The sequence below is a fragment of the Methylobacterium sp. A52T genome (assembly GCF_053346095.1).
In genome coordinates this window covers 61,960-79,746 of sequence record NZ_JBKFBI010000008.1, presented here as the reverse complement: position 1 = coordinate 79,746, position 17,787 = coordinate 61,960, and the positions used below count along the sequence as shown (strand labels likewise).

9 protein-coding genes are annotated in these 17,787 nt (G+C 72.4%); 6 read left to right on the top strand and 3 right to left on the bottom strand.

Features of this window, described 5'->3' with window-relative positions; genetic code table 11:
* The 3 genes from ACLBYE_RS04015 to ACLBYE_RS04005 form a co-directional block, all read left to right on the top strand.
* A partial coding sequence (locus ACLBYE_RS04015) for a UDP binding domain-containing protein (RefSeq protein WP_447693131.1) occupies positions 1–392 on the top strand: 392 nt, incomplete at its 5' end.
* Positions 393–760: 368 nt separating this feature from the next.
* A complete protein-coding gene (locus tag ACLBYE_RS04010; protein ID WP_447693130.1) occupies positions 761–8,203 on the top strand; it encodes an SDR family NAD(P)-dependent oxidoreductase in 7,443 nt (2,480 codons plus the stop codon).
* Positions 8,200–9,567, top strand: coding sequence for an aminotransferase class I/II-fold pyridoxal phosphate-dependent enzyme (locus ACLBYE_RS04005; RefSeq protein WP_447693129.1), 1,368 nt, complete (start codon positions 8,200–8,202; stop codon positions 9,565–9,567). The genes ACLBYE_RS04010 and ACLBYE_RS04005 overlap by 4 nt, the downstream gene beginning before the upstream one ends.
* A 202-nt stretch (positions 9,568–9,769) precedes the next feature.
* On the opposite strand, the gene ACLBYE_RS04000 is transcribed toward ACLBYE_RS04005, so the two are convergent.
* The 3 genes from ACLBYE_RS04000 to ACLBYE_RS03990 all read right to left on the bottom strand — a co-directional run bounded on the left by ACLBYE_RS04000 (position 9,770) and on the right by ACLBYE_RS03990 (position 14,360).
* Positions 9,770–10,954: a polysaccharide biosynthesis/export family protein gene (locus ACLBYE_RS04000; protein ID WP_447693128.1), complete on the bottom strand. Its 1,185-nt coding sequence runs from the start codon at positions 10,952–10,954 to the stop codon at positions 9,770–9,772.
* A gap of 193 nt (positions 10,955–11,147) precedes the next feature.
* Entirely contained in the window at positions 11,148–12,638 is a 1,491-nt protein-coding gene (locus ACLBYE_RS03995) for an LTA synthase family protein (protein WP_447693127.1), read from the bottom strand.
* Between the two features lie 219 nt (positions 12,639–12,857).
* Positions 12,858–14,360, bottom strand: coding sequence for a capsular polysaccharide export protein, LipB/KpsS family (locus tag ACLBYE_RS03990; RefSeq protein WP_447693126.1), 1,503 nt, complete (start codon positions 14,358–14,360; stop codon positions 12,858–12,860).
* A gap of 336 nt (positions 14,361–14,696) precedes the next feature.
* Here ACLBYE_RS03990 and ACLBYE_RS03985 point away from each other — a divergent pair, with 336 nt between their 5' ends.
* The 3 genes from ACLBYE_RS03985 (at position 14,697) to ACLBYE_RS03975 (ending at position 17,747) form a co-directional block, all read left to right on the top strand.
* A complete protein-coding gene (locus tag ACLBYE_RS03985; protein ID WP_447693125.1) occupies positions 14,697–16,004 on the top strand; it encodes a capsule biosynthesis protein in 1,308 nt (435 codons plus the stop codon).
* A 115-nt stretch (positions 16,005–16,119) separates the two neighbouring features.
* Positions 16,120–16,887 carry an SDR family NAD(P)-dependent oxidoreductase gene (locus tag ACLBYE_RS03980; protein ID WP_447693124.1) on the top strand — a complete coding sequence of 256 codons (768 nt, stop codon included), beginning with the start codon at positions 16,120–16,122 and terminating at the stop codon, positions 16,885–16,887.
* On the top strand, positions 16,887–17,747 hold the full coding sequence (locus tag ACLBYE_RS03975) for a formyltransferase family protein (RefSeq protein ID WP_447693123.1): 861 nt from the start codon (positions 16,887–16,889) through the stop codon (positions 17,745–17,747). Before ACLBYE_RS03980 ends, ACLBYE_RS03975 begins: the two co-directional genes overlap by 1 nt.
* Positions 17,748–17,787: the final 40 nt, after the last annotated feature.

Here is a 17,787-nt window from a genome sequence, read left to right as displayed (position 1 = left end):
TCCTCGGCCTGACCTTCAAGCCCAACACCGACGACATGCGCGACGCGCCTTCGCTGGCGATCGTGGCGGGCCTGCAGGACGCCGGCGCCGTGGTCCGCGCCTACGACCCCGAGGGCATGGAGCAGGCCCGGATCCTGATGCCGGCTGTGGATTACGCCGAGAACGCCTACGCCTGCGCCGAGGGCGCCGACGCGGTGGTGATCGTCACCGAGTGGAACGCGTTCCGGGCCCTCGACCTCGACCGGCTGTGCCAGGCCATGTCGTCCGGCGGAGCGGCCCCCGTGCTGATCGACCTGCGCAACATCTACGACCCCGTGAGCGCCGCGCGCCACGGTTTCACCTATTGCGGCGTCGGACGAACCAAGGAGAGCGTCGCCGGGATCGGGTCTTGATCATCACCGCGCCAGCGTTCGAGCCCGGATTCCTGTGCGGGACCTGCGCGCTATCGCGAAGATTTCTTCCGGAATCGGCATCGATGCCGCTAGACGGGCGGCGTCCGCGGAGGCGCAACTGTGGCTTTCTCGTGATCGAGCCCGCGTCTCGGCAGCCGGTCCGGCGGTTCAAACTTGGCGTTTTGACCGTAGGAATTGGATAAGCTTCTGATGAATACATGTCACAGCCTCTGGCAATTTTGCCACGCGGGGATGACCTCGCGTTAGGGCTGGTTGGACACCGCAATGGTGCCACAGTAAGGGGTGAGAGGGTACTCACTCGTCGAGAGCCGAGCCGACTTCCGATAACGAGCGTGTGCGAACCGAACGTGACACAACGTACAGACATTGCGATCGTCGGACGCGCATGCCGACTGCCCGGGGCCCCCAGCGTGGATGGGCTCTGGTCACTCCTGTCCGAAGGGCGCTGCGCCGTCAGCAAGGTGCCGGCCGACCGGTTCTCCCTGGAGCGGTTCGCCCATCCGCGCGCCCACGAGCGCGGCAAGAGCTACACCTGGGCGGCCGGTGTCATCGACGACGTCTGGTCGTTCGACCCGTCGGTCTTCGGCATCTCGCCCCGCGAGGCCGAGCAGATGGATCCGCAGCAGCGGATGCTGCTCGAGCTGACCTGGGAAGCCCTCGAGGACGCGGGTCTGCGCCCGTCGAGCGTGGCCGGCAGCAATATCGGCGTGTTCGTCGGCGCCTCGTCCCTCGATTACGGCAACCTGCGCATCCTCGACGCGCCGTCGGGCGACGCCTACGCGGCCACCGGCAACACGCTCTCGATCATCTCGAACCGCATCTCCTACATCTTCGACCTGAAGGGCCCGAGCTTCACGGTCGACACGGCCTGCTCGTCCTCGCTGGTGGCCTTCGACAACGCCGTGCAGGCGATCCGGTCCGGCCGCGTGGACACCGCGGTCGTCGCCGGCGTCAACGTCCTGGCGAGCCCGTTCAACTTCATCTGCTTCTCCACCGCGCAGATGCTCTCGCGCACCGGCCTGTGTCAGGCGTTCTCCAAGAACGCCGACGGCTACGTGCGCTCGGAGGGCGGCGTGGTGTTCGTGCTGCAGTCGGCCGAGGCCGCGCGGCGCAACGGCGCCACCGTGCGCGCCGTGGTCGCCGCCTCCGGCATCAACTCCGACGGCCGGACCACTGGCATCTCCCTCCCCTCGGGCTACGCCCAGGGCGCCCTTCTCGAGAAGGTCTACCGCGAGGCCGAGATCCGCCTCGACGATCTCGCCTTCATGGAGGCGCACGGCACCGGCACGCCGGTGGGCGACCCGATCGAGGCCTCGGCCATCGGCTCGAAGCTCGGCCGCGGCCGGCAGGCGCCGCTGCCGATCGGATCGATCAAGACCAATATCGGCCACACCGAGCCGGTCTCCGGCCTCGCGGGCCTGATGAAGGCGACGCTGGCGCTCGAGCACGATCTCGTGCCGCCGTCGCTGCACGCGGCCGAGCTCAATCCCGAGATCCCGTTCGGCGAGCTCAACCTGGACGTCGTGCGGGCGCCGCTGAAGATCGGCCGCAACGGCCGCGAGCGCTTCGCCGGCGTCAATTCCTTCGGCTTCGGCGGCACCAACGCCCACGTCGTCATCACCGACGCCCCGGCTTGGTCGAAGCCCGCCGCGGCGACCGCGGAGCCCCAGGCCCAGGTGCTGCTGCTCTCGGCCCAGAGCCGGGCGGCGCTGAACGAGCTCGCCCTCGACTACGCCGAGCGCCTCGAGGCCGCCCCCGAGCAGGCCGCGACGGTGGCGGCCGCGGTGGCGCACCGCCGCGAGCGCATGCCCGCCCGCCTCGCCGTCACCCTGGACGGCAAGACCGACGTCGCCGCCGCGCTCCGCGCCGTCGGCGAAGGCGAGGACACGCAGGACGCCTTCACCGGCACCGCGGTCGACCGCGTCGCCGAGGTGGCCTTCATCTATTCCGGCAACGGCAGCCAGTGGGCCGGCATGGGCCGCGAGGCCTACGAGGAGAACGCGACCTTCCGCGCGACCTTCGACCGGATCGACACCCTGTTCCGGGCCTACTCGGACTGGTCGCTGAAGGACGCGCTCTACGCCGACGACCTCGACGAGCGCCTCGCGCTGACCAGCGTCTCGCAGCCGCTGATCTTCGCCATCGAGAGCGCCTCGACGGCCGCGCTCAAGGCGAAGGGTCTGATCCCGTCCTACGTGCTCGGCCACTCCGTGGGCGAGATCGCGGCCGCCGAGGCCGCCGGGATCCTCAGCCTGGAGGACGCGGTCCGGGTCATCTACTACCGCAGCCACCACCAGGAGACGACGCACGGCCAGGGCACCATGGCGGTGCTGCTGATGCCGTCCGAGGAGGTCGAGACCTTCCTCAAGGATTACCCGACCCTCGACATCGCCGCCTACAACAGCCCCAAGGCCGTCACGGTCGCCGGGCCGGTGGCCGACATCGACGCCGCCATCAAGGCCCTGTCGCGCAAGCGCCGTCGCGGCCGCAAGCTCGACCTCGCCTACGCCTTCCACGGACGGCTGATGGACCCGACCGAGAAGCCGCTGCTGCGGGATCTCACGGGCCTCAAGGCGCGCACCGGCACCACCGCGATGGTCTCGACCGTGACCGGCTCGGTGCTGGGCGGCGAGAATTTCGGCGCCGGCTACTGGTGGCGCAACATCCGCGAGCCGGTGCGTTTCTGCGAGGCCGTGCAGGACGCCACCCGCCGCGGCGCCCGCGTGTTCGTCGAAATCGGCCCGCGCGCCACCCTCATGTCGCATGTCGGTGACGCGGTCGAGCCGCTGGGCATCGAGACCGCCACGGTCGGCGTGATGCACCGCAAGGCCTCCGGCGGCGACCCGATCGCCAAGGCGGTCAGCGCCGCCCTCGTCCAGGGCGCGCAGGTCGACGAGACGCTGCTGTTCGGCGACGCGCCGAAGGGCGACGTCCGCCTGCCCTCCTACCCGTGGCAGCGCCGCCCGTTCCGCCTCGCCGATACCACCGAGGGCGTCGGGGCGATGAGCCCCCGCCCCTACCACCCGCTGATCGGGTCGCGCACGACCTTCGACGGGCTGGAATGGAACGGCTTCGTCGACCCGGTGACCGTGCCGGAGCTGGAGGATCACAAGGTCGACGGCCAAGTGATCATGCCGGGCGCCGGCTTCGTCGAGATGGCGCTGGCCTGCGTCCGCGAGGCCCTGCGCGACGACGAGGTCGTGCTGGCCGACTTCGAGATCGTGGCGCCGATGGTCTTCGCCGAGGACGCCCTGCGCGAGGTCGCGGTGCGGCTGTCGGGCTCCGGCAACGGCATCCAGGTGCTGAGCCGGCCCCGGCTGACCCAGACCCCCTGGCAGCTCCACGCCCAGGCCAAGATCGTCGAGGGCACCTTCTCCGCCCCGAAGGTCCCGGATCTCGACGGCTTCAGCTTCGAGACGGCGGGCGACCACGTCCTCACCGGCGACGCGCTCTACGCCAAGGCCCTCGCCTCCGGGCTCGGCTTCGGCCCGAGCTTCCAGCAGGTGGCGATGAGCGCGCGGCTCGACGACGCCACGATCGTCTCGGACCTGCTGCCGGCCGAGCCCGACGGCCGCTACGGCCTGGTGCCGAACCGGCTCGACGCCTGCTTCCACGGGCTGATCCTGCTGTTCGCCGACCTGCTCGGCGAGAACGGCGGCAAGGCCTACATCCCGGTGCGCTTCGGCGAGGTCCGGATGCTGCGCCCCGGCGCGGTGATCGCCCGCTCGATCATCCGCACCCGCCGCTGCAACGAGCGCTCGATCCTGGCGGACTTCACGCTGCTGGACGCCGAGGGCGCGGTCATCGCGACGATCCGCGAGGGCCGGTTCCAGGCCCTGCGCGCCAAGGGCGGCGGCGACCTCTCGGCCTTCGCGATCTCGCAGGTGCCGGAACTCGCCACCGAGCCGACCGCGATCCCGATGGAGCGCCGCCCGAGCGTGGCCGCGCGGCTGCGCCCGCTCGCCGCCGAGTCGAAGGGGCCGTCCGACGCCGCTCTGTCGCCGGGCCACCTCCTGCTGGAGGGCTGGGCGACCTCGCTCGCCTACCGCCTCGCCTCCGGGCTGGCGCAGGGCGAGACCGTCTCGGTCTCCGACAGCCGCGTGCCGGAGGCCCTGCGCCCCTGGCTGCTGAACGCCCTCTACGCCCTGGAGAGCAGCGGGCTCGCCGAGCGCGCCGGCCAGAACTGGACGCTGGGCGACGGCTCCGCCCTGCCGGCGCCCGACGAGATCATGCGCTGGATCGCCGGCGACCACCCGGACCTCTCGGCCGAGCTGGTGCTGATCGCCGACGTCGGCGCCCTGGTCGACCGGCTGCTCGCCGGTACGCTGACCGACGCGCCGGCCCTGCCGCAGGGGGCGATCGACGCCTTCGTGCTGCGCTCGGCAACCGCGCGCCACGGCGCCGACGTGGTCGCCGGCCTGATCGAGCGAAGCCGTGTCCAGCTCCCGAAGGAGCGGGCGCTGCGGGTCCTGCAGGTCGGCTTCGGCCCGCTCTCGGCCCAGACCGCGACCTTCGCGGCCGCCGCCGAGGCCCGGCTCACCGTCTTCGAGACCGACCGCCGGCTCGCCGAGCGCGCCCGCCTGTCGCTCGGACGCGCCGCCGCCGTGGTCGAGACCGCCGAGGAGCTCGCGCCCGGCAGCTTCGACCTGATCCTGGCGTCGGGCAGCCTGCATCGCGGCGACCGGGCCCTGCCGGGCCAGCTCGCCGGGGCGCTCGCCACCGGCGGCCTGCTGGTGGCCGTGGAGCCGGGTGCCTCCCTGTTCCGCGACCTCGTGTTCGGCCTGACGGCCGGCTGGTTCGAGGAGGCCGCGGGCGGCCTGCCCGTGGGCCGGCTCGAGGACATCGAGGGCTGGCAGCGCATCCTGAGCGCCCACGGCCTGGTCAAGGTCGAGGTCGAGCGGGCCGCCTCCGCCAACGGCGACGACCTGCTGCTGACGGCCGAGGCGCCGGTGCGCCCGGGCCCGGCCCCGGCGCAGAGCTTCGCCTTCATCATCGGCTCGGACGACGAGTTCGCGGCCGAGACCGCCTCCTCCCTGGCGACCCTGCTGGTCGCGGGCGGGGTGCACGTCTCGATCATCCTCGACTCCGAGACCTCCCTGATGGAGCTGGAGAAGGAGACCCCCGACACGGTGGTGTTCCTGGCTGGCGCCTTCACCCGCGGCGGCGAGGCGTCCGAGCGGCTGCGCGACCGCTGCCTCAGCCTGAAGCGCTGCACCGAGCACCTGGGATCCCGCCAGACCAAGCTCTGGGTCGTGGCGCCGGGCGCGACCCGCGACCGCGGCGGCCAGACCACCAACATCGAGGCCGGCGTGTGGGCCTTCTCCCGCACGCTCGCCAACGAGGCCCCGAACCTCGACGTCCGCCGCATCGACCTCTCCCCCGAGATGTCGTCGAAGCGCGCCTCCGAGCGCCTGCGCGACCTCATCCTCTCCGGCACCCCGGAGACCGAGATCGTGCTGGACGACGAGCGGACCCAGGTCGTGCGCTTCCATGCCGGCCGGCCGCAGCACCGGGATCCGGCCGACGCCGTCCCGGCCGAGGCCGCGCGGCTCGAGCGCAGCAACACCGGCGGCTTGAGCGAGATGGTCTGGGGTCCGGCCGAGCGCCGCGCTCCCGGCAAGGGCGAGATGGAGATCGCGGTCGAGGCCACCGGCCTCAACTTCCGCGACGTTCTCTGGGCGCTCTCGATGCTCCCCGAGGAGATCCTGGAGGACGGCTTCGCCGGCCCCCGCCTCGGCCTCGAGTGCGCCGGCCGCGTCACGGCCGTCGGCCCGGGCGTGAAGGGCTTCAAGGTCGGTGACCCGGTCGTCGCCTTCGCGCAGTCGGGCTTCGCCACGCACATCGTGGTGCCGGACCTCGTCGTCGCGCCGATGCCGCACGGCCTCGACCCGATGGCGGCCGCCACCGTGCCGGTGGCCTTCCTCACCGCCTATTACGGCCTCGTCTCCTGCGCCCGGATGCGGCGCGGCGAGTGGGTGCTGGTCCACGGCGGTGCGGGCGGTGTCGGCCTCGCCGCCCTGCAGATCGCCAAGCTCAAGGGCGCGCGGGTCATCGCGACGGCGGGCTCCCGCGAGAAGCGGGCGCTCGTGAAGGCGCTGGGCGCCGAGCACGTGCTCGATTCCCGCTCCCTGGCCTTCGTGGACGAGGTCCGGGCGATCACCGGCGACGGCGTCGACATCGTGCTGAACAGCCTGTTCGGCGAGGCGATGGAGCGCTCGCTCAACGCGCTCCGGCCGTTCGGCCGCTTCGTCGAGCTGGGCAAGCGCGACTACGTCGCCAACACCCATATCGGCCTGCGCCCGTTCCGGCGGAACCTCAGCTACTTCGGCGTCGACCTCGACCAGGTGATCCAGCACCAGGGCGACGACGGCGCGCGGATGTTCCGCGAGGTCATGGCCCTGTTCAACGACGGCGGCCTCAAGCCCCTGCCGTACCAGCCGTTCACGGCGGCCGAGACTTCGGACGCGTTCCGGCTGATGCAGCAGTCCGGCCACATCGGGAAGATCGTGATCAGCCCGCCCAAGGCCGGCACGATCATGAAGGACACGGCCCGGCCGTTCGCGGTCTCGGCCGAGGGCGTCCACCTGCTGACCGGCGGCCTCGGCGGCTTCGGCCTGGAGGCGGCGCGCTGGCTGATCGACCGGGGTGCCAAGCACCTCGTGCTCGCCGGCCGCAAAGGCGCGGCATCCGACGAGGCCAAGGCCATCGTCGCGGAGCTCACCGCGCGGGGCGTGACCGTCGAGGCCAAGGCCGTCGACATCACGAGCCGCGCCTCGGTGGACCGGCTCATCGCCGGGATCGAGCAGGGCGGCAGGAAGCTGGCCGGCGTGCTGCACGCCGCGGCGGTTCTCCAGGACGGCCTGATCTCCAACATCGACGCCGCGGCGCTCGACGCGGTGATCGGCCCCAAGGTGATCGGCGCCCAGCACCTCGACGCCGCGACCCGCGACCGGAGCCTCGGCTACTTCGTCCTGTTCTCCTCGGCGACGACCTTTATCGGCAACCCGGGCCAGGGCTCCTACGTGGCCGCCAACGGCTTCATGGAAGGTCTGGCGCGCCAGCGCCGCCGCCGCGGCCTGCCCGCGCTGGCCGTGGCCTGGGGCGCCATCGGCGACGTCGGCATGCTGGCCCGCAACAAGGCGGTCATGGAAGGCCTCGCCGGCCGCGTCGGCGTCACGCCGATGGAGGCCCGCCGCTGCCTCGACCTGATGGCCGAGGCGCTGGGCAGCCAGGGCACGTCCCCCGACGAGGCGGTCATCGCCATCGCGGCGATGCACTGGGGCAAGGCGCGCGAGCGTCTCGCCACCATGCGCTCGCCGAGCTACGCCGAACTCGGCTCGGACCAGCAGGCCGAGGCCGGCGGCGTCCAGGCGATCAACATCGCGTCGCTGCTCAAGGGCGGCGACCTCGACGCGGTCCGCAAGACCGTGTCGGACGCGATCGTCGAGGACATCGCCCGCATCCTGCGGTTGCCGAAGGACGACATCAGCCGCGTGCGCCAGCTCTCGGAGATCGGCCTCGACTCGCTGATGGGCGTCGAGCTCGGCGCCAGCCTGCAGGAGCGCTTCGCCCTCGACGCGCCGCCCGCCGGACTTTCGTCGGGCATGACCGTCAATGAGCTGTCGGAGTCCTTAATTCAGGCGGTTTCCGCGCCCATGGACGAGACGGCCGGCGTCGCGATGAGCCTCGTCTCGAAGCATGTCGGCGGTGAGGTCGATGCGCAGATCCTCGCGCCTCTCAAGGAACTCATCGAGCAGACGTCCAGCGAGATCAAAGAGACCAACTCATGACCGACACGGCACGGCCGGACGGTGGGCGCGCGGCGCTCGCCGGCTTCGTGACCAACCGGCTCGGGCGCGCGACGCCGCGCCCGGCCCCCGTCAAGACGGCCTCTCCCGCCGGCAAGTCGGCGGCGCAGAACTTCGAGAACCTGCCGGGCTACCGCGAGCTGAAGCTCCAGCGCCAGGCGGCCGACCTGATCGGTCTTGGCAACCCGTTCTTCCGCGTCCACGACGCCAAGGCCGGGGCCACGACGCGGATCGACCAGAAGAGCTTCACGAACTTCTCGTCCTACGATTACCTCGGCCTCAACGGCCATCCGCGGGTGAGCAACGCGGCTCGGGAGGCGATCGAGGCCTACGGCACTTCGGCCTCGGCGAGCCGCGTGGTCGCGGGCGAGCGGCCGGGGCATATCAGCCTCGAGCAGGCGCTGGCCAAGCACTACCAGTCCGAGGGGTGCGTGGTGATGGTGAGCGGCCACGCCACCAATGTCACGACCATCGGCGCCCTGCTGGAAGCCGGCGACGTGATCTTCCACGACGCGCTGTCCCACAACAGCATCGTCACCGGTGCCCAGCTGTCGGGTGCCCAGCGGCGCTCCTTCGCGCATAACGACCTCGACGCCCTGGAGACCCTGCTCCAGTCGACCCGCCACGAGCATCGCCGGGCTCTGATCGTGGTCGAGGGCCTCTACAGCATGGACGGCGATGCGCCGGACCTGGCCGGGCTCGTGGCCCTCAAGAAGCGCTACGACGCGTGGCTGATGGTCGACGAGGCGCACGGCCTCGGCGTCACCGGCCGCACCGGCGCCGGCCTGTTCGAGCATTGCGGTGTCGACCCCCGCGAGGTCGACATCTGGATGGGTACGCTGTCGAAGACGCTGTCCACCTGCGGCGGGTACATCTGCGGCCCGATCGCGCTGATCGAGTATCTGAAGCACACCGCCGGCGGCTTCGTGTACAGCGTCGGCATGTCGCCGCCGCTCGCGGCCGCCGCCGAGGCGGCCCTCGCGGTGATGCATGCCGAGCCGGAGCGGGTCGAGCGCCTGCGCCAGAACGGCACCCTGTTCCTGGCCACCGCCAAGAAGCTCGGCCTCGACACCGGCTTCAGCCTCGGCCTCGCGGTCGTGCCGATCATCGTCGGCGACTCGCTGAAGGCGGTGACGCTGTCGGACCGGCTGTTCCGCCGGGGCATCAACGTGCAGCCGATCATCCACCCGGCCGTGCCGGAGCGGGCCTCGCGCCTCCGCTTCTTCCTCACCTCCGAGCACACCCCCGACCAGATCCGCGACACCGTGAACGCGGTGGCGGAGGAACTGGCCGCCATCGACAAGGGCGGCTCGCTGATCGAGCAACTGCTGGCCAAGCGGGTCTGAGCCCGGCCGGGGCCGGGGGCCCCAATTCTCCGAGAGACCTATGAACCCGAAGGGCGCGCGGTTGAGATCCGCGCGCCCTTCGGCGTTCGAGCGACCAAGTTCCGCAGCCGCAATCGGACGCGCGCGTCGACGGGAGCGACGCGGCGCGATCCCGGCACCGTTCCAGTGACGGGGGCGAGCGCCCCCGTCGCCGGGCGGCTATTCACTTGGCGTAGGAATAGGCCAGGGCGGCCGACGAGGCCGGTCCGGTGACACCGTTGAAGGCGGTGAGGACCTTCTGGACCTCGGTGAAGGGCGCGTTCGACACGTAGATCAGGTCGCGGTTGCGCATGCGGAACGCCTGGGACACGAACAGGCTGTTGGGGTCGCGCATGTCGATCCGGTAGACCACCGGCACCAGAGGCGTGCCGAGCAGCTTCGAGCCGGGGCTGAGCCGGCGCACGACGCTGGCGGGCTCGAACCGGAAGATGAACGTCCCGGCCGGGTCGGCGGCGAAGTCCGACAGGCCGCGCGCCTTGGCCAGCGCCTGCGCCAGCGTGATCCCGTCGGCCTGGAACGGCAGCTCGGTGCTGTTGCCCAGCGCGCCCACCGCGATGAAGGTCTGCGGGTCGCGCACCAGCGTCAGCACGTCGTTGGGCCGCAGGTAGATGTTCTCACGCGGGTTCGACACCACCGTGGTCAGCGGCACGGTCGCGGTCACCGGCCCGCGCGAGAGCCGCACGAAGGTCTCGTTGACCGGCGCGCGGTTGCCGCCGGCGGCGGCGATGACGTCGAGGATGCGGTCGCCGTGGCCGGAGAGCGGCAGGCGGGCGCCGGCGGCGCCCTCGCCGGTGACGGTGACGGCCTGGGAGATCGGGCGGGTGACCGAGACCAGCACCTGCGGCTGGATGGCCTTGCCGGCGAGCTCGTTCTCGATGAGCGCCTGGACGTCCTGGGTGCGGCGGCCGGCGACCTTGATGCGGCCGGCATAGGGCACCGAGATGGCGCCGTCGCGCCCGACGGGCTGCTCGGGGATGAGGGCGGACTTGGATCCGGCGGAGAAGCGGTCGGCGACGAGGGGTCCGGAGAACAGGCCGCCGGACCCGGCTTCCCAGATGGAGACCGAGACCATGTCGCCGATGCCGATGACCGGCTCGGAGGAGGGGCGGTGATCGCCGAAGGAGGCGAGCAGGCTGTCGAGGGGACGGCCGCGCAGGGCCTCGACCACGGAGGGGGTGACGTCGATGATCTCGTAGCGGGCGAGCAGGCCGCCGTCGGCCGTGGCCACTTCAGACCCGGCCTGGATCGCGCTCGCCGTCGGACCCGCCGCGGGCAGGTACGTGCAGCCGCCGGCAGATCCAGCCGCCAGGGCGGCCATCAGGGCGGTGCACGCCGTCTTACGCAGCATCACAAAGATTTCTCCTCGCCGGGCTCGCGCCATCGCTGGCCCGGGCCGGGACACCCAGTTTGACCGCCAAACGCTGCGATCGCTTTAACGGCCGCGCCGGAGCGGCGGTCACCGCGCGGACGGTCGCGCTATCCGCGGGCAATGCGTCACCAGCGTGGCACGGCCACGCTTATGCCGCGCAAGCTTAACCGTATCATGTCCCCGCGGCGATGTCCGCAGGCGCGGTCGCGAGGGCCCCGCGCAGCGCGCGACCGAGCTCGTCGGCGGCGATGTCGGCGCGGCGCGGGACCGCCTGCGGGCGGCCGAAGCGGAACAGGGCGTACTCGGTCGTCCGCCCGCCGAAGCCCGGCTTGCAACTCGGCAGCGACGGTGCGTGGTCGCCGAACACGCAGAGCGTGATGGTCTGGCCGCGCTCGCGGGCGACGGCGTCCAGGCCCGCGACGAGATCCTCGACCATCCGCCCGGTATTGGCGACGTGATGGAGGTACTGCGCCTGCGGATCGTCGATGCCCGGCAGCCGCCCGGGCTTCCAGGGGCCGTGGTTCTCCATGGTCACGCAGAACAGGAACAGCGGCGCGCGCCGGGCCCGGACTTCCGCGAGGAGGCGCGCGCCGAGGGCGACGTCCCCGACATAGGGCCCGACGCGCGGCGCCTCCGCGAACGCCTCGCCCATCACGAGATCGGCGAAGCCGAACGCCTCCATCACCCGCGCCCGGCGGAAGAAGTCGCGGTGGAACGGGTGCAGGAACAGGGTCCCGTAGCCCCGACTCCCGGCCAGTCGGGCGAGGCTCGTCGGCTCGTCGCCGCTGCGGGACGTGTAGGGGTCGTAGCGGCCGAAGCCGAGGCTCTCGGACGGCCGGCCGGTGAGCACCGCGTGCTCGCTGCGCATCGTGTAGGCGCCGTGCGCCGGAACCCGCAGGCGCCCGTACTGCGCGGCCCGGGTTCGGAACAGGTCCATCGCCGGCAGTTTCGCGCCGCCGAGCCGCTCCGGATCGACGAAGGATTCGAGCTGGATCACCACGACGACGTCGTCGCCCGGGCCCTCCGGCAGCGCCGGCGCCGTGGGCACCGGCACGCCGCCCGCCATCGCGCGGGCGGTGTAGCCCAGGAGGCTCGCCGGGAGGCCGACCCGGGTCACGTCGGCCTCCAGGTCGGGCTCGGGGAACCAGCGGGCGATCAGCCGGGCGAGCGGCGGGCGCGGGGCGACCTTGACCAGCAGACAGAGCGCGAGCGGGAGGCCGAGCATCGCCAGCACCCGCGGCACGGTCGCGGCGGGCAGCACGCTCGGCTCGATCCAGTACCACAGGGCGGTGAACGCCGCGGTGAGCAGGACCGGCACGGCGATGCGCGGGTCCCACAGGGGCGGGATGTAGTAGAGCTGCGGGTGGCGCGGCACCTGCGGTAGCAGGGCGAAATCGCTGAACAGCAGCGGCTCGCCGATCACCGAGCGCTTCGCGCGGCTGACGACGATCAGGATCGCCACGGTGATCACGCAGGTGAGCCCGGCGAGCCAGGGCCGCCAGGAGAACTCGAACCAGAACAGCAGGATCAGCAGGTAGCCGAGCAGCCGCAGGCCGAGATCCCGGGGCGCGAGGCTCGCCCGGGTGATCGAGTCGCCCGCGAACACCTCCAGGGCGAGGCACACGGCGAGTGCGAGACCGGTGGCGATGAGGAACGTCGTCAAGACACGGACACTCGGCGTGGGGCGGGCCTGCTCGCCGCCGGGATCCGGTCCGGCGGGAAACAGCGCGCGGGAGCAAGGCGTTACGGGCCGTTCCTGATCCGGAATGATCGGAATCTGCCCCGGGGACGGGCGGCTGCGGGCGGACTCTAGCAGCGCGCGCTATCGCTTTGGTGTCACATCAGGGTCTCGCGGAACCGGATTCGCGCCGCGCGGGCCGCCCTAGCGCGGCCCGCCGCCGGCCTCGCGGCCGACGCCGCGCCGGCTGCGCAGGACCCGCACGACGGGATTGAGGAGGCCGTAGCGGGCGCGCATCACCAGATGGGCCGTCCGGCCGAGGGAGAGGGCGTTGCGCGGCGCCGCCGCCCGGGCCGCGCTGAGGCGGTCGAGGAGCTGTTCCGGCGTGCACGGCTTCATCGCCACCGGGTCGAGGTAGCGCGCGTAGAGGATCATGGCGCCGGCCACCAGCTCGTCGAGGCTCAGCCGGCGGCCGCGGTCGGCGCCCGGCGCGAGATCCTCCGACAGGCCCCAGCCGGAGTAGAACGGCCGGCCGTGGGTCGCCACGGTGAGGCCGCGGATCAGGGCCTCGAACCCGGCCAGCGACGTCATGGTCTCGACGTGATGGACCCGGTCGAGGAGGTCGACGATGCTGATGCCGGCCACGATCCGGTCGGCCAGGGTCAGGGCCTCCGCCTCCGGGATGAGGCCGGGCCGGAAGCCGGCCTCCACGTCGGGATGCGGCTTGTAGAGCAGGAACGCGTCCGGGTTGCGCCGCCGCGCCGCTTCCAGCAGCGCCCAGTTCGAGCGGACCAGCGGCGAGCCGTGGCGCACCGAGGCGTCGTCCTCCACCTGGCCGGGCACGAGGACGATCCGCCGGCCCGCCGGCCAGTCGAGCGCGGCGGCGTCGAGGCCGACATTGTACTTGCTGAGCCGGCGCGCCACGACCTCCTCGCGCAGGCGCCGCGCCCGGGCGACGAGGTCCGGGGTGAAGTCGGCCTCGGCGAGCAGCCGCTGCAGGCGGCTCTCACGGCGCGGGTCGTAGTAGATGCCGAGGTCGTCCACCACGATGGAGGCGCCGGGCTGCAGGCTGGCGCCGAGCCCCACGGAGCGCAGGAACCCGTCCTCCACCCGGGCCAGCGGCAGGCCGGCCCGCGCGCAGGCCTCCTCGAGCTGGCCGGGGGCCCGCGTCGCCCAGGCGAGGAGGCGGCCGCCGTGGCGCTGCCCGGCGGCGATGGCGGCCTCGGTGGTCATGGTGTGGATCGGCCGGCCGGCGGGGCCCGCGCCCAGGACGTCGAGGGCGTGCCGCTTCCAGCGCGACATCCCGACATAGATCACCCGCCGGTCGTTCTCGGCGAAGCGCCCGGCGAGCCATGCCACCCGCTCGGCGCAGGTCGCGCGGTCGATCGGCGCCCCGGTCCAGGGGTCGAGATAATGGACGCCGCCCTCCCCGCCGAGGGGCGCCCCGTCGAGGGTGATCCGCAGGGAGGCGAAGCCGGCCTCCGGCGAGTCGTAGGGGCTCAGGAGCGGCCCGGGCGCGACCACGAGCCGGCGCCGCCCCGTCAGCGCCAGCAGGCGCCCGGCGAGGCTCCCCGCGCCCCAGGTCGCGCCGACGGCGCCGGGGCGCGCCGGACCGAAGGCGAGGCCCGTCGCGGCCTCGATCTCCGCCCGCAGGCGGCGGATCGTGCGGCCGGTCGCGTAGAGCGACGGGGTCGGGTCTGCGGGCATGGTCGGTGCGTCCGGCTCCGGTCGGGTAGGGTGCGGAACAGGCCTGTAGCGCATTTTCGCCGGCATGGGATGGTGATGCAACGCGGGGACAACCTGAGCGCGCGTCGCCGTCGCCACGTCCTGGAAAGGATTTGGACATATCGTCGCCGCGATTGCCCGCCTATTCCGGAGGCTAGGCCGCAGACGCGGGACCGTTGCAGACGGGCCACGCCGGCGCGGAAACGCCATGCCGCGGCATGGCTTCGGATTGCGGGCTCGCCGGGCACCGTGCCACCTCAAGAGTCTCTCGCCGGTTCAGTTCATCCGGCCCAGGGTCAAGGACAGAAGCGCCGCGGAATGCAACAGCCCGCCCCCGACGCCCTCCGCGACCGCCCCGCGACCTTCCTCTTCCTTCAGGGCATCGCGACGCCGTTCTTCTCCGATCTCGGACAGGCGCTGCGCGCGCGGGGACACTCCGTCCGGCGCATCAATCTCTGCCCCGGCGACTGGCTGTTCTGGAGCGGCGAGGCCGACAATTACCGCGGCCGCCGCGAGGCCTGGGGCGAGTATCTCGACGCCTATCTCGACCGCGAGGGCGTGACCGACATCGTGCTGTTCGGCGATTGCCGGCCGTTCCACAAGGCGGCCCGCATGATCGCCGAGTATCGCGGCCTGCGGGTGCACGTGTTCGAGGAGGGTTATATCCGCCCGAACTGGATCACCTGCGAGCTGGGCGGCGTGAACGGCTTCTCGTCCCTCCCCCGGACGGCCGCCGAGATCCGGGCCCTGGCGCGGCGACTGCCGCAGCCCGGCCGGGCGATGCCATCCACGGGCGACATGGCCCGGCGCAGCGTCTGGGACGTCGGCTACAACCTCGCCAACGTCCTGTTCCCCTACCTCTTCCCGCATTTCCGCAGCCACCGGCCGACCCACATCGCGGCCGAGTATGCCGGCTGGATCAAGAAGTTCGCCCGCCGCGCGCATACCCGCCGCGAGGCGGCGCGCTGCGACGAGATCTACCGCGCGGTCGGCTGCGACTACTTCCTGCTGCCGCTGCAGCTCGACAGCGACTACCAGATCCGGGTCCACTCGCCGTTCCTCGGCGTCGAGGGCTTCATGGACCGGGTGATCAAGTCGTTCGCGGACGGCTCGTCGGCGCCGACCCGGCTGCTGGTGAAGCTGCATCCGCTCGACAGCGGCCTGATCAACTGGCGCAAGTTCGCCCGCGCCTCGGCCCGGCGCCACGGCGTCAGCGACCGGCTCGACTTCATCGACGGCGGCGACCTGCCGGCCCTGATCAAGGGCGCCCGCGGCGTGGTCATCGTCAACTCGACGGTGGGGATGCTGTCCCTGGAGATGGGCTGCCCGACCCACGCGGTCGGCACCGCGATCTACAACATGGCCGGTCTGACCCATCAGGGCGACCTCGACAGCTTCTGGAAGAATCCGACGGCGCCGGAGCCGGACCTCATGGCGGATTTCCGCCGCGTGGTCCTGCACCGGACCCAGGTCAACGGCGGCTTCTTCTCCAAAGAGGCGATCGACCGCGCGGTGGCCGGCTCGGTGCCGCGGATGGAGGCGGCCCTCCCCGACGCGATGCTGGCGGCGGCGCGGGCGGTGAGCGAGGTGGCCGAGCGCGACGGCGAGCTCGCGCCGGTCTACTGACCGGGCTCGCCCGGCTCCCGGGCCGTCGCCGTTCGGCGGCCTTTGAAGCGCGTTTCACCGCCGGTGAGCCCTTCCCGGCCTTGATCTTTCCCCGCGCGGCGGCGTAACCCGCCCCATGCCCCGCATTCTGATCACCGGCGCGTCGAGCGGCATCGGCGCCGCGCTGGCGCGCCACTACGCGCAAACCGGCGCGAGCCTCATCCTCGTCGGCCGCAACGCCGAGCGGCTGGAGGCGGTCGCCCGGGACTGCCGCGCCAGCGGCGCCGCCGCCGAGACCGCCCGCCTCGACACCCGCGACCGGGCCGCCACCGTGGCGCTGGTCCACCGGTCGGATGCCGAGGCCCCCCTCGACCTCGTCATCGCCAACGCGGCGGTGAACGGCGGCAATCAGGAGGGGCAGGTGGAGGCCGAGGACGTTGCCTTCGAGACCGCCGACATCAATTACACCGGCACGCTCAACGTGATCCTGCCGACCCTGACTCTGATGCTCCAGCGCGGGCGCGGTCAGATCGTGCTGCTGTCGTCGCTCGCGGCCTACGCGCCGCTCCAGGACGCGCCGGCCTACAGCGGCGCCAAGGCGGCCCTTGTCGCCCACGGCCTCGCCCTGCGCCAGAAGGTCGCGCCCCGCGGCGTGAAGGTCAACGTCGTCACCCCGGGCTACGTGAAGACGCCGATGGGCGGCGAGCTCAAGGGTTGGCGGCCGCTCGAGATCAGCGCCGAGGAGGCGGCCGTGCGGATCGCCAAGGGGATCGCGGCCAACCGCGACGTGATCGCCTTCCCGTACATCCTCACGGCGCTCGCCCGCACCGTGCTGCTGCTGCCCGAGAACGTCCGCAAGGCCGGCCTCTACGCCTTCCGCTTCCAGCGCCGGAAGCGGCGCTGATGGCGCGACCCCGGATCGCGCTGTTCGTCCTGGAGGCGCTGCCGAACGCCCGCGCGGTGCGCCGGCTCGTCGCCGATCTCCGGGCCGACATCGCGCTGGTCGGGCTCTCCAACGCCGAGCGGCCGTCGAGCGGCGGCCTCACCGGGCAGATCCGGCGGCACCTCGCGCGCTCGGGCCCCGGGATCCTGCCCTACCTCGCGGTCAATTTCGGCCTGCCGGACCTTCTGCGGCCCCTGGCGCCCCTGACCCAGGCGGCGTCCGGCAGCGGCGACGCGCCGGAGGCGACGCCCCTCAGGACGCTGTGCCGCCGCCTCGGCATCCCGACCCTGACGGTCGACGACGTCAACGGTCCCGACGTCGCGCGGGCCCTCCGGGACGCGGCGCCGGACCTGATCCTGACCTACCATTTCGACCAGATCCTGAAGCCCGAGACCATCGGGCTGGCGCGGCTCGGCGGGATCAACGGGCATCCCGGCCTGTTGCCGCGCCACCGGGGTCCGGTGCCGACGATCCACGCGCTGGCCGACGGGCCCGGGCAGTTCGGCATGACCCTGCACCGGCTGGCCGCCGCGATCGACACCGGCGCGATCCTCGCCCAGGAGGCGGTGGCGCTGCCCGAGGGCACCACCGCGACCCGGGCCTCGGTGGCGCTCCACGCCCACGGGCGCGGGATGCTCGACCGGCTGCTCGACGAGGTCGCCCGGACCGGGAGCCTGCCGCAGGGGCGGTCCGAGCCGGTTCTGCCCTACTGCCCGTTCCCCGACCGCGCGATGCTGGCCGCGCTGCGCCGCCGCGGTCTCCGCCTGACCGACGGGCAGGATCTTCGGGACGCGCTGAGCCTCTCCGCACGGGCGCCTTAACCACCGGTTAAGGCTGTTCGACAAGGATTCGGTTAGATCC

Excerpts from the sequence above, each read along its gene's own strand:
- ACLBYE_RS03985 (WP_447693125.1), top strand. The coding sequence starts at position 14,697 with ATGCAACAGCCCGCCCCCGACGCCCTCCGCGACCGCCCCGCGACCTTC.
- ACLBYE_RS04000 (WP_447693128.1), bottom strand. The coding sequence starts at position 10,954 with ATGCTGCGTAAGACGGCGTGCACCGCCCTGATGGCCGCCCTGGCGGCT.
- ACLBYE_RS03990 (WP_447693126.1), bottom strand. The coding sequence starts at position 14,360 with ATGCCCGCAGACCCGACCCCGTCGCTCTACGCGACCGGCCGCACGATC.
- ACLBYE_RS04005 (WP_447693129.1), top strand. The coding sequence starts at position 8,200 with ATGACCGACACGGCACGGCCGGACGGTGGGCGCGCGGCGCTCGCCGGC.
- ACLBYE_RS03980 (WP_447693124.1), top strand. The coding sequence starts at position 16,120 with ATGCCCCGCATTCTGATCACCGGCGCGTCGAGCGGCATCGGCGCCGCG.
- ACLBYE_RS03975 (WP_447693123.1), top strand. The coding sequence starts at position 16,887 with ATGGCGCGACCCCGGATCGCGCTGTTCGTCCTGGAGGCGCTGCCGAAC.